The sequence below is a fragment of the Pseudomonas sp. AM4(2022) genome (assembly GCF_036346515.1).
In the GTDB taxonomy this organism is placed as follows: Bacteria; Pseudomonadota; Gammaproteobacteria; order Pseudomonadales; family Pseudomonadaceae; genus Aquipseudomonas; species Aquipseudomonas paracarnis.
On sequence record NZ_JAOTNW010000004.1, the window covers coordinates 275506 to 291042 of the forward strand.

Annotated in this window: 14 protein-coding genes; 5 read left to right on the top strand and 9 right to left on the bottom strand. The window is 62.0% G+C overall.

Translation table 11 applies throughout. The features are described from left to right. Positions 1-507 precede the first annotated feature (507 nt). Positions 508-1443: a chemotaxis protein CheV gene (locus ODQ19_RS07985; RefSeq protein ID WP_330209742.1), complete on the top strand. Its 936-nt coding sequence runs from the start codon at positions 508-510 to the stop codon at positions 1441-1443. Positions 1444-1481: 38 nt separating this feature from the next. Then, positions 1482-2288, top strand: a complete 807-nt coding sequence (locus ODQ19_RS07990) for an MOSC domain-containing protein (protein WP_330209743.1) — start codon at positions 1482-1484, stop codon at positions 2286-2288. Positions 2289-2337: 49 nt separating this feature from the next. Here ODQ19_RS07990 and ppnP read toward each other — a convergent pair whose 3' ends face one another. The 8 genes from ppnP to ODQ19_RS08030 all read right to left on the bottom strand — a co-directional run bounded on the left by ppnP (position 2338) and on the right by ODQ19_RS08030 (position 11723). Next, complete coding sequence (ppnP, locus tag ODQ19_RS07995; protein ID WP_003226701.1) at positions 2338-2622, bottom strand: pyrimidine/purine nucleoside phosphorylase; 285 nt, start codon at positions 2620-2622, stop codon at positions 2338-2340. Between the two features lie 222 nt (positions 2623-2844). Next, positions 2845-3387: an exonuclease domain-containing protein gene (locus tag ODQ19_RS08000; protein WP_019818536.1), complete on the bottom strand. Its 543-nt coding sequence runs from the start codon at positions 3385-3387 to the stop codon at positions 2845-2847. Positions 3388-3462: 75 nt separating this feature from the next. Beyond that, positions 3463-5346, bottom strand: coding sequence for an acetyl/propionyl/methylcrotonyl-CoA carboxylase subunit alpha (locus tag ODQ19_RS08005; protein WP_330209744.1), 1884 nt, complete (start codon positions 5344-5346; stop codon positions 3463-3465). 111 nt (positions 5347-5457) lie between these two features. Further along, positions 5458-6219, bottom strand: a complete 762-nt coding sequence (locus tag ODQ19_RS08010) for an enoyl-CoA hydratase/isomerase family protein (RefSeq protein WP_330209745.1) — start codon at positions 6217-6219, stop codon at positions 5458-5460. Next, positions 6216-7373 carry a citronellyl-CoA dehydrogenase gene (gene atuD, locus ODQ19_RS08015; protein ID WP_330209746.1) on the bottom strand — a complete coding sequence of 386 codons (1158 nt, stop codon included), beginning with the start codon at positions 7371-7373 and terminating at the stop codon, positions 6216-6218. Before atuD ends, ODQ19_RS08010 begins: the two co-directional genes overlap by 4 nt. A 68-nt stretch (positions 7374-7441) precedes the next feature. Continuing rightward, on the bottom strand, positions 7442-9055 hold the full coding sequence (gene atuC / locus ODQ19_RS08020; RefSeq protein ID WP_330209747.1) for a geranyl-CoA carboxylase subunit beta: 1614 nt from the start codon (positions 9053-9055) through the stop codon (positions 7442-7444). A 4-nt stretch (positions 9056-9059) separates the two neighbouring features. Further along, on the bottom strand, positions 9060-9932 hold the full coding sequence (locus ODQ19_RS08025; RefSeq protein ID WP_330209748.1) for an SDR family oxidoreductase: 873 nt from the start codon (positions 9930-9932) through the stop codon (positions 9060-9062). A 12-nt stretch (positions 9933-9944) separates the two neighbouring features. Continuing rightward, on the bottom strand, positions 9945-11723 hold the full coding sequence (locus ODQ19_RS08030) for an acyclic terpene utilization AtuA family protein (RefSeq protein ID WP_330209749.1): 1779 nt from the start codon (positions 11721-11723) through the stop codon (positions 9945-9947). A gap of 153 nt (positions 11724-11876) precedes the next feature. Here ODQ19_RS08030 and ODQ19_RS08035 point away from each other — a divergent pair, with 153 nt between their 5' ends. After that, complete coding sequence (locus ODQ19_RS08035; RefSeq protein ID WP_034126813.1) at positions 11877-12500, top strand: TetR/AcrR family transcriptional regulator; 624 nt, start codon at positions 11877-11879, stop codon at positions 12498-12500. 92 nt (positions 12501-12592) lie between these two features. Then, on the top strand, positions 12593-13381 hold the full coding sequence (locus ODQ19_RS08040) for a substrate-binding periplasmic protein (RefSeq protein ID WP_330209750.1): 789 nt from the start codon (positions 12593-12595) through the stop codon (positions 13379-13381). A gap of 518 nt (positions 13382-13899) precedes the next feature. Here ODQ19_RS08040 and ODQ19_RS08045 read toward each other — a convergent pair. Next, positions 13900-14451, bottom strand: coding sequence for an RNA polymerase factor sigma-70 (locus ODQ19_RS08045; RefSeq protein ID WP_014719314.1), 552 nt, complete (start codon positions 14449-14451; stop codon positions 13900-13902). A 301-nt stretch (positions 14452-14752) separates the two neighbouring features. On the opposite strand from ODQ19_RS08045, the gene ODQ19_RS08050 reads away from it, so the two are divergent. Continuing rightward, positions 14753-15505 carry a thioesterase II family protein gene (locus tag ODQ19_RS08050; protein WP_330209751.1) on the top strand — a complete coding sequence of 251 codons (753 nt, stop codon included), beginning with the start codon at positions 14753-14755 and terminating at the stop codon, positions 15503-15505. Positions 15506-15537 lie beyond the last annotated feature (32 nt).

Consider the following 15537-nt stretch of genomic DNA (forward strand, 5'->3'; position numbering starts at 1 on the left):
CGGGTGAATGGCTTAAAACTAGCGCTGAAACACGACTGGGGTGTGTAGGTTGCTTCCGATAATCCAGTAGGACGTTTATTGAAAAGCTCACGAATGCCGCCTTTAGCCGCTGTTATGCGGGATGACGCAACTTTAGTTGCCGATACGTGAGTGCCTGAAAGGCCCGTAGACCAAGGGCTTGGGTTGGCAAACAAAAGCCTGACTCCATTCATGCAATGAGAATGGCGTCACATTAATGGCTATTAGATATCGCGAATATCAGGTTGGGCCTGATTGCGTATAGGGGAATCCCTTACGGCGTGGAACCGCGCGCCGATTCGAGTGTCGTGCACGGTCGTTGTAAGTATTCGGAAGAGGTGAACGCAGTAAAGCATGATGTCAGTGTGACATCAATGTGTTTGCGTGGCATTTTAGCGGGGTCAAGGTTTGGCGCTTGCCGCCGATAACCGCCTATACGAACCGCATACCCCTTTCAGCGCATACCTGCGTGTACACCAGGAGCTTTCAATGGCCGGCATTCTCGACACGGTAGATCAACGCACGCAATTGGTGGGTGAGAATCGCCTGGAAATTCTCATGTTCCGCCTCTTCGGACGGCAGTTGTTCGCGATCAACGTGTTCAAAGTGCAGGAAGTGCTGCAGTTGCCCAAGCTGACCCTGATGCCCCAGCGTCACCCGTTCGTGTGCGGGGTGGTCAACCTGCGTGGCCAGACCCTGCCGGTGATCGACCTGTCCCAGGCCATCGGCATGCGCCCTTTGGTGCCGGGCCCCAACAGCACCATTATCGTCACCGAATATAATCGCTCGGTGCAGGCGTTCCTGGTGGGCGGCGTCGACCGCATCGTCAACATGAACTGGGAAGCCATCCTGCCGCCGCCGACCAGCGCCGGTCGTCAGCACTACCTCACGGCCATCAGCAAGGTCGATGAGCAACTGGTGGAAATCATCGACGTGGAAAAAGTCCTCGCCGAGATCGTGCCCTACAGCGCCAAGGTCTCCCGGGAAAAACTCGAAGACCCGGTGCTTGAGCGTGCCCGTGGCCGTGAAGTGCTGCTGGTGGATGACTCCAACGTGGCTTTGTCGCAGCTGCGTGACACCCTGGGCCAGTTGGGCGTGAAGATGCACGTCGCCAGCGATGGCCTCAAGGCACTGAACATGCTCAAGGCCTGGGCCGACAGCGGCCAGGTGATGACCGATAAACTGCTGATGATCTTCACCGACGCCGAAATGCCCGAGATGGACGGTTACCGTCTCACCACCGAGATCCGCAACGACCCGCGCCTGCGTGGCCTCTACGTGGTACTGCATACCTCGCTGTCGGGCAGCTTCAACGACTCGATGGTGAAGAAGGTCGGCTGCGACAATTTCCTCTCCAAATTCCAGCCGGACAAGCTGGTGGACGTGGTGCGCCAGCGACTGATGTTGGACGAAATGCCCGCCTGACTTTAGGATGACACTTTGTTTCCTAGAAAGGCAGGCCCATGCTGCATCTCAGCGCGTTGTACCGTTACCCCTTGAAGTCCGGCAAGGCCGAAGCCTTACAGCAGATTGGCCTGGATAAACTCGGGTTGGACGGGGATCGACGCTGGATGCTGGTGGATGAAGCCAGCGGACGGTTCTTGACGCAGCGCGCCGTGGCGAAGATGAGCCAGCTCTCGGCGTTGTGGAACAGCAGCGGGGGCCTCACCCTGAGTTCGCCGGGCTACGCGCCGTTGCACGTGGCAATGCCGGGCAGCGCCAGCGAACTGCGCGGTGTGACGATCTGGCGTGACACCCTGCGCGTGCCGGATGCTGGCAATGAGGCCGCGGCCTGGGTCAGCGAATTCATCGGCAAGCCGACGCGCCTGGTGCAACTGCCCCTGGAACGTGCGCGCACCACCGAAGCCGGTTATGGCAAGGATGACGACAAGGTCGGCTTCGCCGACGGCTACCCGTTGCTGTTGATCGGCCAGGGTTCCCTCGACGACTTGTGTGAAAAGATCGGCCGCCCGATGGAGATGCTGCGTTTTCGTCCCAACCTGGTCATCGAAGGCGCCGAGGCCTTCGCCGAGGACGGCTGGAAGCGCTTGCGCATCGGCGACGTGGAGTTCCGGGTGGTCAAGCCGTGCTCGCGGTGCATCCTCACCACCATCGACCCCCAGACCGGCGAACGCAGCCCCGACCGCGAGCCCTTCGCGACGCTGGAAACCTACCGCAAGACCGAAAAGGGCGCGATGTTCGGCCAGAACCTGGTCAACGATGGCATTGGGCGCCTGGAAGTCGGCATGCCGGTAACGGTGCTGGAATAAAAAAAGCCCGTCTCGTGGGAGACGGGCTTTCTTGTGTGCCGGGTACCGCTTAGCCGCGGTATTCACACAGGTAGGCGGTGTCCACCGCAACTTTCAACTGGAACTTGCTGTTGGCCGGTACGTTGAACTGGCTGCCGGCAGCGAAGGTTTCCCAGTCGCTGCTGTCAGGCAGCTTCACGGTCAGGGCGCCGGAGACCACGTGCATGATTTCACGTTGGGCGGTGCCGAATTCGTATTCACCCGGAGCCATCACGCCGATGGTCGCCGGCCCTTCTGCGGTGCCGAAAGCGATCGACTTGACGGTGCCGTCGAAGTACTCGTTGACTTTGAACATGGGTGGATCCTCGGAAAAGATGGATGTTTACGCTCATCACTGCAGGCGCGGGCTTCTGTGGCGAGGGAGCTTGCTCCCGTTGACTGCGTAGCAGTCCCCGTTTTTTGGGGGCGCTTCGCACCCCAGCGCAAGCAAGCTTGCTCGCCACAGGATTTCGTTGGTGCAGGTAGGTAGCATCAAAGGAAATTGGCTGGCCAGTATGCCCAAGGCTGTGGACGCTGCCTAGACCGGCAAAATCAGTGGCAGCAGGCGCGCGGTGTTGCGTGCATCCTCCAGGGCGCGATGCTGCTGGCCATTGAACTGCATTCCGGCCAATTGCAGCGCACCATTGAGCCCCAGCGGCTTGTCCAGGCGCCGGGCCTTGGCAAAGCGTTGCTTGAGGTTCACATGCGGGGTGTCGCCCAAGGCGCTGGCGAGGCCATGGCGCTGCCACTCCAGCTCAAGCTGCACGCGATCATAGTCACCCCAGCTTGCCCAGCCTTCCAGGCGTGGCTGATGTTGGCCCAGCCAGCGCTCGAACAGCGGCCACACCTCGGTGATCGGCGCGGCCATGTCGATATTGGCCTGGGTGATATGGGTGAGTTTGCGGCAAAAGGGTGTCAGCAATGGCCGCCGCAAGGGCCGCACAAAGCGCTGGAAGTGGTCCAGTTCGCGGCCCTGGCGGTTGACCAGGCTGGCGCCGATCTCGATGACTTCCATCTCCGTCACGGGCCAGCCGCCGTCATCCGTTGTGGCTTCAAGGTCAATAATCAGCCAATGAGGCATGGTGCAGGTTCCCGTACTCGTCCCTTCCTGATGGGGATAGAGCGTAGCCCGGCCCTGTAGTTCCGCCTAGGGGCGTTATTCGATCTCGAGCAAAACCTGACGGTTGCGCACCTGATCGCCCGTCATGACGCGCATCTCCTTGACCGTGCCATCGATACCGGCCTTCAACGGGTGCTCCATTTTCATCGCTTCGAGCACCAGCAAAAGCTGGCCTTTACTGACGCTCTCACCGACACGCACACGTATATCGACGATGGCGCCGTCCATGGGCGCCTGGACCGTGCCACTGCTGGCGTCGGCCGGGCGGCTGGCGACTTGCTGGGTGCGGTCGGTGACGGTCAGCCCTGGTAGCCATAGCCGGTTGCCGTCCAGGTGATAGGCAATGCGGCGGCGGATACCCTTAATGACCAGGCTGGCGTGGCGGCCGTCGGTGCTGAGTTGCAGGTCGTCAACGCTGACGCTGTGGAGTTGGCCGTTCACCTCCAGGCGGTACGTTACGGGGACACTCGCCGTATTGCGCCAGCGCGCGAGTGTTTGGGTGTGCTGGTTGGCGCTGTGTTGATAAAACAGCGCGGCGGCCAGCTTGAGCTGTTCAGCGGTCGCCGTCTGCGGTGGGATGACGCTGAAGTGTTCGGCGATCAATCCCGTGCTGAAGTCGCCGTTAATAAAGTCGGGGTGCTTGAGCAGGTCGATGAGCAAGCGCTGATTGGTCGCCACGCCCAGCAATGTGGTGTCTTCCACGGCCCGCAGCAGTTTTCGCCGAGCTTCTTCGCGGCTGGCGCCGTGGGCGATGATCTTGCCCAACATCGGGTCGTAGAACGGGCTGACGGTTTGGCCTTCACGCAAGCCATGGTCGATACGTACGCCAGGCGCGGGTTCCCAACGCAACACGTCACCGGTTTGCGGCAGGAAGCCCTGGGCCGGGTCTTCGGCGTACAGGCGCACTTCCATGGCGTGGCCGGTCAGGGTCACCTGTGATTGGGTGAGTGGCAGCGGTTGGCCGGCGGCGATCTGCAATTGCCAGTCCACCAGGTCGAGGCCGGTAATCATCTCGGTGACGGGGTGTTCGACTTGCAGGCGCGTGTTCATTTCCAGGAAATAAAACTGGCCGTTGCGGTCGAGCAGAAACTCCACGGTGCCGGCACCCACATAGTTCACCGCCCGCCCGGCTTTGAGCGCGGCTTCGCCCATGGCCTGGCGCAGCTCGGGCGTCATCACGGGGCAGGGTGCTTCTTCAATGACTTTCTGATGGCGGCGCTGGATCGAACAGTCGCGTTCGCCGAGGTAGATGAGGTTGCCATGGCTGTCGCCGAACAGTTGCACTTCTACGTGGCGCGGTTCGATCAGCGCCTGTTCGAGGATCAGTTCGTCGCTGCCGAACGCATTCATGGCTTCCGAGCGTGCGGTGCGCAGTTGCTCCAGCAGCTGTTCGCGCTGGTACACCAGACGCATGCCACGCCCACCGCCACCGGCGCTGGCCTTGATCATCAGCGGGAAACCGATGCGTTCGGCTTCCTGTTGCAGCGTGGCATCGTCCTGGGCACTGCCTTGGTAGCCGGCGATGCAGGGTACGCCGGCGTCGAGCATGGCGAGTTTGGACAGGCGTTTGCTGCCCATCAGTTCGATCGCCTCGGCGCTGGGGCCGATGAAGGTGAGAGTGGCCTGCTGGCAGGCGCGGGCGAAGTCGGGGTTTTCCGAGAGGAAGCCGTAGCCGGGGTGAATGGCGTCGGCGCCGGTCAGTTGGGCGGCGGCGAGGATGGCCTCTGTGTTCAGGTAGGACTGGTGTACGGGAGCCGGGCCGATGTGTACGGCTTCGTCGGCCATCTGCACGTGCAGGGCATCGGTATCCGCGTCGCTGTACACGGCCACGGTGCGGTAGCCCAGGGCCTGGGCGGTGCGCTGGAGGCGGCAGGCGATTTCGCCGCGGTTGGCGATCAGGATCTTGCTGAATGCGGGCATTGGGTTATCCCTTGGCTGATGGGGTGTTTGTTCTGGCCTCTTCGCGAGCAAGCCCGCTCCCACAGGTTGGAATGCATTTCAAATGTGGGAGCGGGCTTGCTCGCGAAGGCGTCATTTGCACCAACTCGGCTTTCGCTTTTGCACAAACGCCTGCGTCCCCTCGACTCCTTCTTCACTCCTCACCGCCTCGGCAAACCACTGCGCCCCGCGATCCAGCACGGTCTCAAGGGGCTCATCCACACTGGCCAGCAACAGCGCTTTAGTCCGCGCGTTCGCCCCCGGCGCGCACTGCAACACCTGCCCCAACACCTCATCCACCCGCTGCGCCAACGCCTGCGAGTCGTGCTCGACAAAATGCACCGCCCCCAGCCGCCCAGCCTCCACCCCATCAAACCGCGCCGCCGTCAGCGCCAGGCGCCGCGTGTGGGTAAGGCCAATACGCTTGACCACAAACGGCGCAATCTGCGCTGGCAACAAGCCCAGGCGGGTCTCGGGCAAGCCGAACTGCGCCTGGCCCTGTGCAATCGCAATATCACTCACGCACGCCAGCCCGAACCCACCGCCCAGCACCGCGCCTTGCAGTACCACGATCACCACTGGTGCCAGCGCCTGCACCTCTTGCAGCAAGGTGCCAAACGCGCGGTTCAACGCTTGCAGTTGATCCCCCGCGCCGACCAGATCCTTCACATCGGCCCCCGCACAAAAATGCCCGCCTGCGCCGCTGATCACCACGGCGCGCACCTGGCTGTCCAACTGCGCCAGTACCGCACGCAGTTCATTGACCATTTCAAGGCTCATCGCATTGCGGCATTCAGGCCGGTTGAGGGTGACGTGCAGCACGCCGTTGTGGGCTTCGAGCAGCAAGGTGTTCATGGCTTTTTACCGGGCAGGGTGCCCATCAGTTTGCAGATGATGCCCAGCATGATTTCGTCGGCACCGCCGCCAATCGACACCAGGCGCACGTCGCGATAGGCGCGGGCCACCGGGTTGTCCCACATGAAGCCCATGCCGCCCCAATATTGCAGGCAACTGTCGCTGACCTCACGGCCCAGGCGCCCGGCCTTGAGCTTGGCCATGGAGGCCAGCCGCGTGACGTCCTGGCCTTTGATGTATTGCTCGGTAGCCTGGTAGACCAAGGCGCGCAGGCATTCGATCTCGGTGGCCAGTTCCGCCAGGCGGAAGTGAATCACCTGGTTGTCGATCAAGGCCTTGCCGAAGGTCTGGCGCTCTTTGCAGTATTCAATGGTGCTGTCGATGCAGTGCTCCAGGCCCTTGATCATATTCGCTGCGCCAAACAGGCGCTCTTCCTGGAACTGCAACATCTGCATCATGAAACCCGCGCCTTCGTGGCCGATGCGGTTGCGTTGCGGTACACGCACGCCGTCAAAAAACACCTGGGCGGTCTCGGAGCTGTGCATGCCAAGTTTTTCCAGCGGCGGGCTGACGCTGATGCCGGGGCTGTTCATCGGCACCATGATCAGAGATTTGTTGATGTGCGGCTTGTCGTCGGACGTGTTGGCGAGCAGGCAGATGAAGTCAGCGCTGGGCGAATTGGTGATCCACATCTTGCTGCCATTGATCACGTAGTCATCGCCATCCTTGCGCGCATAGGTCTTGAGCCCGGCCACGTCGGAGCCGGCACCGGTTTCCGAGACGCCGATGCAGCCGACCTGTTCGCCGCTGATGGCCGGGCGCAGGAACTCCTCGCGCAGTTCATCGGAGCCGAAGCGCGCCAGGGCCGGGGTGCACATATCGGTCTGCACGCCGATGGACATGGGAATGCCGCCGCAACGGATGGTGCCGAACTCTTCAGCAGCGACAATGGAGTAGCTGTAGTCCAGGCCCATGCCGCCGAAGTGTTCCGGTTTGGAAATACCCAGCAGGCCGAGGTCGCCGGCCTTGCGGAAGATCTCGTGAATGGGAAAGCGCCCGGCTTTTTCCCATTCATCCACGTGCGGGTTGATCTCGCGGTCGACGAAGGCGCGCACGGTGCGGCGCAGTTCCTGGTGTTCCTGGGTGAAGATCATTTTTATTGTTCTCCCTGTTGGGACGCGGAGCGTCCTGGTCTGCATTCCCACGCGGAGCGTGGGAACGATCAGCGCGCTACGCCGAAGGTGTTCGGTTGCAGTTGCCGCAGTTCGGCTTCGTGACAGATATCCAGCAAAAGACCGAGCAAGGTGCGGGTGTCCCGTGGATCAATCAGCCCGTCGTCCCACAGGTTGGCGCTGCCGTAGAGGGCGGTGGACTGGCTGTCGAGCTTCTGCGCGGTGACCTGTTCGAGCATGTCGAGAACCTTGGGGTCGGGCACCAGGCCGTCCTTGAGTTGCTTGGCCTCGGTGACAATGCGCAGCACCTTGCCCGCTTGTGCGCCGCCCATCACCGCGGTGCGGCTGTTAGGCCAAGCGAAGATAAAGCGCGGGTCCAGGCCGCGGCCGCACATTGCGTAGTTGCCGGCACCGTAAGAACCACCGACCACGATGGTGAGCTTAGGCACACGGGCATTGGCCACCGCCTGGATCATCTTCGCGCCGTGCTTGATCACCCCTTGCTGTTCCGACTCGGTGCCCACCATGAAACCGGTGGTGTTATGCAAGAACAGCAGCGGCGTGCGGCTTTGGTCGCACAGCTGGATAAACTGGGCGGCCTTGCTCGCGCCCTTTGGGGTGATGGGGCCGTTATTACCGATCACTCCCACGGCGCGCCCTTGGATATGCAGATGGGCGCAGACGGTGTGGGGGTCGAACTCGCCCTTGAATTCCAGCAGGTTGGAACCGTCGGCCAGGCGCGCCAGGATTTCGCGCACGTCGTAGGGTTTTTTCGGGTCATCGGGAATCAGCCCCAACAGCTCTTCAATCGGGTACAGCGGTTCGCGATAGGCGCGTTGTTGCGTGTGCGGCAAGCGATCATTCCAGGGCAGCAGGCCCACAATTTCACGCACGATGCGCACGCCGTCGGCATCGTCCTGGGCCAAGTACTCAGCGGTGCCGGCGGTTTGCGCGTGCATCTGCGCACCGCCCAGTTCTTCATCGGTGGCGACTTCGCCGGTGGCGGCCTTGAGCAACGGTGGCCCGGCGAGGAACAGCTTGGCCTTGCCGCGCACCACCACCACGTAGTCCGACAAGCCCGGCTGATACGCACCGCCGGCGGTGGCCGAGCCGTGCACCACGGTAATCTGCGGCAAGCCCATGGCTGACATGCGTGCCTGGTTGGCAAAGCTGCGCGCGCCTTCGACGAAAATCTCGGCGGCATAGTTGAGGTTGGCGCCGCCGCTTTCGGCGAGGGTCACCACCGGCAATTTGTTCTCCATGGCGATCTGTTGCAGGCGCAGGGATTTCTTCAGCCCGGAGGGGGAAATGGTGCCGCCCTTGATCGCGCTGTTGTTGGCCACCACCAACATACGCACGCCGCTGACATAGCCGATGCCGGCGATCAGCCCGCCACCGGCGGCGCTGCCGTCCTTGTCGTCGTGGAGTTTGTAGCCGGCCAGGCTGGCCAGTTCCAGGAACGGCGCGCCGGGGTCCAGCAGCAGGTTGAGGCGCTCACGGGGCAGCAATTGGCCGCGCTTGTCGAACTTGGGCTTGGCTTCCTGGGCCTTGGCCAGCAGGGTGTGTTCCAGCTGGCGCAACTGGGCGATGGACGCCAGCATGGCTTCGCGGTTTTGCGCGAACGCTGGGCTGTTGGGGTCGATCAGGGTTTCAATGGTTGGCATGGCGTTATTGCTCCGCCTTGAGCACATCCGGCAGGTAGGCGCGGTGGAATCCATTGAACGGCTCGCTCGGCGCCTGCGCCTTGTGCAGCGGCCATGCGCGGCTGCCCAGGCTGGCGGCACCGTCGATGCGCAGGGTGCTGCCGCTGATAAAGGCCGCAGCCGGGCTGAGCAGGAAGACGATGGCCGCGCTGACTTCCGACTCCGTGCCGATGCGCTTGAGCGGCACATGCTCACGCAGGGTGGGAATCACCGCCTTGAACGCGCCTTCGTAGGTGTCCATGCCGCTGGAGGCAATCCAGCCAGGCGCCACGGCGTTGACGCGCACCCCGGCATAGCCCCACTCAAACGCGGCGGTCTTGGTGAAATTGTCCATCCCTGAACGCGCCGCGCCGGAGTGGCCCATGCCGGGCATGCCGCCCCACATGTCGGCGAGCATGTTGACGATCGCGCCCCCGTGCTTGCTCATCGACTGGTTGAACACTTCCCGCGCCATCAGGAAACCGCCCACCAGGTTGGTGCGCAGTACGGTTTCAAAGCCCTTCTGATTGATCGCGGCCAGTGGCGACGGGTATTGGCCGCCGGCGTTATTCACCAGGCCATGGATGGGGCCGTGGTCGTGCAGAACTTGCGTGACCAGCGCCTTCACCGCCTCTTCATCGCGAATATCACAGGCCAGCCAATGGGCGACGCCGCCGTCTTGGGTAATTTCCTTGGCTACCTGCTGCAACTTGTCTGGCTTGCGCCCCACCAGGATCACGCGGGCGCCAAGGGCCGCCAGTTCATGGGCGGTGCAGCGGCCAATGCCACTGCCGCCGCCGGTGACGATCAGGGTTTGCCCCTGGAACAGGTCGGCTTTGAAGATCGAGTCGAAGGCCACGGCGACGGTCCTTTAGGTGAGTTGATCGGCAATGTGTTGCGGTACGGCGATGGGGATTTCCAGCAGTTGCTGGGCGAAGGCCTTGCCTTGGGGATCGATGCGCAGGCTGGCGATGCCGCCGCCGCCCAGGGCGTTTTCCAGCAGGAAGTTGAGGCTGTGGCTGCCGGGCAAGTACCAGCGTTCGACGCGGCCATGGATCGGGTCGAGCACGTGGTCCATCCAGTCGACGATCACCTCCGGGGTCAGGGCTTCGGCGATCCACGGCAGGTAGTCGGGGTGGCGGGCGATCACGCCGATATTGCTGTGGTTGCCCTTGTCACCAGAGCGCGCGACGGCGAGTTTCACCAGCGGCACACTGGCATCGGCACGGCCCTGGGGCTTGGCCGGCTCGATGGGCGCAGCGGGCGCGAGCAGTGGCGTCAAGACGGGCAGCTCAACGGCATAACGTTGGCCTTGGTACTCGATGGCGACGCTACACAATGATTTGTCGACCAGGAACGAAAACAGCCGGATCAGCGGATACACCGTCGGCCGCCCGCCGACAATGCCGGTCAGCCCCGGTGCCATGCCGGTGGCCGCCTGGGCGATTTCGCGGGCGAACAGCACCAGCGCCTGCTTGCTCGGGTGCCGCACCGCCAGCTTCACCACCACTTCACGGCAATCCGCACGCCGGGCGTGGGCGCCGTAGGTGGCTTCGCTGCCGAGCAGTTCGATGTTGACGTCGGTGTAGGGCGCCCAGCCGCGCTGGCTGAACAGCTCCGAAGTCTTGTTGATGAGCGCCTGGCTGACCCGCTCGGCCTTGGCCACCGCGTCGATGCCAGCGAGCAGGCAACTGGCGGTGCAGCGAAAGCCATCGGGGTAGGTGGCGCTGACCTTGTACTGGTCGGTGGGTGGCAGGCCCTTGGCGCCGTGCAGGCGCACAGTGTGCTTGCCTTGTTGCTGCAGTTTGACCTGGCTGAAATCGCAGATCACATCCGGCAGCACATAGGCGCGCGGGTCACCGATTTCATACAGCAATTGTTCGGCCACGCTGAGTTCGCTGATCAGCCCGCCGCTGCCCTCGACCTTGTTGACGGTGAACTGGCCGTCAGCGCTGACTTCGACGATGGGGAAGCCGATGTGTTCGTAGTCGGGCACGTCACGCCAGTCGGTGAAGTTACCGCCGGTGCACTGGGCGCCGCACTCGATGATATGCCCGGCCAGGGCGGCCTGGGCCAGATGATCGTAGTCCTGCCATGACCAGTTGAATTCATGCACCAGTGCCGCGCTGACCACCGCGCTGTCGACCACCCGACCGGTAATGACGATATCGGCGCCGAGCCCCAACGCCTGGGCAATGCCCGGTGCGCCGAGGTAGGCGTTGGCGGACACGCACAGGGGCGGTAGTAGGGCGCCGTTGTACAGGTCGGTGACAGGCGGCAGGTGTTTGAGTTGAGGGTGCAGGTCATCGCCGAGCAACACGGCGATTTTCAGCGGGATGTGCGCGTTATCGCAGGCCGCTTGCAGGGCGGCGGCGCAGGCCTGGGGGTTGATACCGCCGGCATTGCTGATCACCCGGATGCCCTGGCGCTGGATATCCGCCAGCAGGGGTGTCAGCACCTCGACAAAATCCGTGGCGTAACCGGCCTTGGGGTCTTTCAGGCGGGCACCGGCGAGGATCGACAGGGTGACTTCCGCCAGGTAATCGAACACCAGGTAATCCAGGGCTCCGCCCTGCACCAATTGGGCGGCGGCGGTGCAAGTGTCGCCCCAGAAGGCGCTGGCGCAGCCGATACGTACCGTCTTGCTCATGAGAAATCCTTCCTCCAAGGGCTGGCGTCGAGACTACCAAGCAAGCGCTTGGTTTGTAAACTCCAGTCACAAGTTTTACCCAAGCGCTTGCTTGGGTGGCAGTCACGGCCTAAATTGCCGGCCAAGACGACAGTAGACGTGAAGGAGAGCAGCATGGATGAGCACAAAGCCCTGGGGGTGATGCGCACCATGGTCGATGGTGGCCAATTGACCGACCCCGAGAGCGCCCGCGGCAAGTTGCTGCAAACCGCAGCTCATCTGTTTCGCAACAAGGGGTTCGAGCGCACCACCGTGCGAGATCTGGCCAGCGCCGTGGGCATCCAGTCCGGCAGCATCTTCCATCACTTCAAGAGCAAGGATGAGATCCTGCGCGCGGTGATGGAGGAAACCATCCATTACAACACCGCGATGATGCGCGCTTCACTGGAGGAGGCGAGCACGGTGCGCGAGCGCGTGCTGGCGCTGATCCGCTGCGAGTTGCAGTCGATCATGGGCGGCAGTGGCGAGGCCATGGCGGTGCTGGTCTACGAATGGCGCTCGCTGTCGGCCGAAGGCCAGGCGCACGTGCTGGCCCTGCGTGACGTGTATGAGCAGATCTGGTTGCAGGTGCTGGGCGAGGCCAAGGCCGCTGGCTACATCCGGGGCGATGTGTTTATCACCCGGCGCTTCCTGACCGGCGCCTTGTCCTGGACCACCACCTGGTTTCGCGCCCAAGGCAGCCTGACCCTTGAAGAGCTGGCCGAAGAGGCTTTGTTGATGGTGCTGAAGTCGGACTGAGGCGCAAGTTATTAATTTGCTGGCGAAAGTTGTCTCCCCAAGTAAAAACGCCTAGCTTATTGGCATTGAACTCTTCAACGGTGTGTGCCTCGATGTTTTCGCCATGGCGGCTGGCTGCAGGACTTACTTTATGGGCACTGGGCACCGCCGCGTGGACGCAGGCCGGTGCCGCGCAGTTGGTGAGAATCGGCGCGGCGCATTTTCCGCCCTATACCGTGCGGCCTGAACAAGGCGCCGACACCGGGTTGCTGCCGCAATTGGTGGAGGCGTTGAACGCTGCGCAAACCGACTACCAGTTTGTGGTGGTGCCTACCTCGATACCCCGGCGTTTTCGTGACTTCGAGCAAGGCCGGGTCGACATGGCTATCTTCGAAAACCCCTCTTGGGGCTGGCAGAATATTGTCCATACCAGTGTTGATATGGGCCTGGAAGATGCAGAAATATTCGTCGCCCAGCGCCAACCCGGGCGCGACCAGAGCTACTTCGCCGACCTCACCGGCAAGCGTCTGGCGGTATTCAGCGGGTATCACTATGCCTTTGCTGACTTCAATCCCGATCCCAAGAACATGGCCGAGCGTTTCAACGCGACGTTGACCTATTCCCATGACAGTAATCTGCTGATGGTTGCTCGTGGGCGTGCAGATATTGCGCTGGTTACCCGCTCGTACCTGAGTGATTTCATGGTGCGCAACGCGGACATGGCGGGGCAGTTTTTGGTGTCGGAGCGTATTGATCAGGTGTATCACCACTACGCGTTGTTGCGGCCAAAGGCACCGATCACGGGGGAGGCGTTTTCGGCGTTGCTCAAGGGGCTGCGCAGCAGTGGGCAGATGCTGAAGATTTTTGAGCCGTATCGTATTGATGTGACGCCGCTGCCCTAGAGCGCAGTAAATAAAATCCTTCGGGCCCAGCGGGATCAAATGTGGGAGCTGGCTTGCCTGCGATAGCGGCCTGCTAGCCGACGCTTATCTACCTGACACCCCACGATCAAACTGTGGGAGCGGGCTTGCTCGCGAATGGGGGCTGACAGTCGACGCAGTTATACCGAGTACATATCCATTCCTGCGGTAACGGCCACTTAGGGTTCCGCTTTTACAGCGGGTCACTTTTGGAAGGACCCAAAAGTAACCAAAAGGTCCTCGCCCCACCACTCGGCACCTCGCCTAGGCTCGGTGTGCCCGTAATCCGCCAGTGATTTGGGGGGCCGCCGCCACGCGCCATCCATGGCGCGGGGCGGCTAAACCGGCATCCCTGCCGGTTTGCCCCCCAATCACTGTCGAATTCCGGCCAGCGTGGTTTAACGGGGCGCCTGAGATCAAAAGCAGATCAAGATCAAGAGCGGCTCGCTTCGCATCGTGGTTACCGTTGGAAGCTGCTGCCCATACATTCCTCGCTGCGCTCAAACCCGCCGCGCAAACGTATCGCTATGACTGCCCGACACCTTGCGGCAATGCACCAGCGCGTCGCGAATCATAAAGTTCACCAACGTCGGCGACACCCCGAGTTCCTTGGCGATGTCTTTTTGCGGCACGCCATGCAAGCGGTACATCTCGAACGCGTAGCGGGTGCGCTGGGGCAGTTGCGTCAGGGCGTCGGCGATGTTTTCCAGGGTGTTGAAATTGATGTGCGAGGTTTCCGGTGAAGCGCCGTGAATAACCACATTCAAGCCTTCCTCTTCGGTCCCGGAGTATTTGAGCTCCAGAGCCTGCTTGCGGTAATGATCGATCGCCAGGTTGCGCACGATCTGGAACAGATAGCTCAGTTGGGCCTTGAACGATGAGGTGATCGTCGGCGCCGACTGCAGCCGGAAGTAGGCGTCCTGCACCACGTCTTCGGCGCGGGAGCGGCACCCGGTGATACGGGCCGCGATCTTCACCAAAATCAGTCGATTGTCGACGAACGCCTGGAGAAGGGGTGAATCACACCTGCCTGTGGATACTGGTTCCGTCATGGAAATCACCTTGCTGCTAATAGGTTAGGGGAGGGCGTCCCTGCTGAGGCCTCTTACACATCGGGCAACAAATTATGCTGAATGATAATGATTGTCAAATGAGAAGGCGAACTAATCTTATGCCTTGGGCAAAGGTGTGAACCACGTCTCGCTCGCCCCCGGCGACTAATTATTTGAAGGCTCCGTCCGTTCTCATGGGTGACAGGTTCGTTAGTACAACGGCCAAGGATCAGCACCCGCAGGAGGACCAGATGGGTTTTTATCGTGCATTCAGCGTGTTTCAGTTTGGAGTCCTCGCGGGATGAGTACACCCCTGCGGATGCGCCTGTTTTGCCTGCCCCATTCAGGCGCCAGCGCCTCGGTCTACGCTCGCTGGCGCCGGGTTCTGCCGGACTGGCTGCAGGTATGCCCGCTGGAATTGCCGGGCCGCGGCATGCGCATGGATGAGCCATTGCAGCGCGATATCAAGGCCTTGGCCGCGCAGCTTGCTGAAGAGATCAGCCGTGATCTGGATGGCCCCTATGCCTTGTTCGGCCACAGCCTTGGCGGGCTGCTGGCGTTTGAATTGGCCCACGCTTTAAACGCGCGCAATCTGCCTGCGCCCCTGGCGTTGTTCGCGTCCGGCACGGCGGGCCCGGCGCGTCGTGATGTGAGCGAGTACGCCGTTGAAAAGACCGATGCCCAACTCATTGCCCGCCTGCGCGAATTACAGGGCACCGCCGAAGAAGCCCTGGCCAACCCCGAGCTGATGCAACTGATGTTGCCGATCCTGCGCGCCGATTTTCTGCTGTGCGGCAGTTTCACCTATGGCGAGCGGCAGCCCCTGGCGCTGCCGATCCATGTGTTCGGTGGCAAGCAGGACAGCGTGCGTGCCGACCAGTTGCTCGACTGGCAACTCGACGCCGCCAGTGGGTTTTCCCTGGACATGTTTGACGGCCACCACTTCTTCCTCGTGCAGCACGAAAGCGCGGTGCTGCGCTGCGTGCGTCGCTATGCCGACGAACACTTGGCGCGCTGGCGCATTGGCGCGGCGCGGCAACTCGCTGCCGGCTGAGCCCCCGACTTCCCGAATTTCCCGTAAGCCGA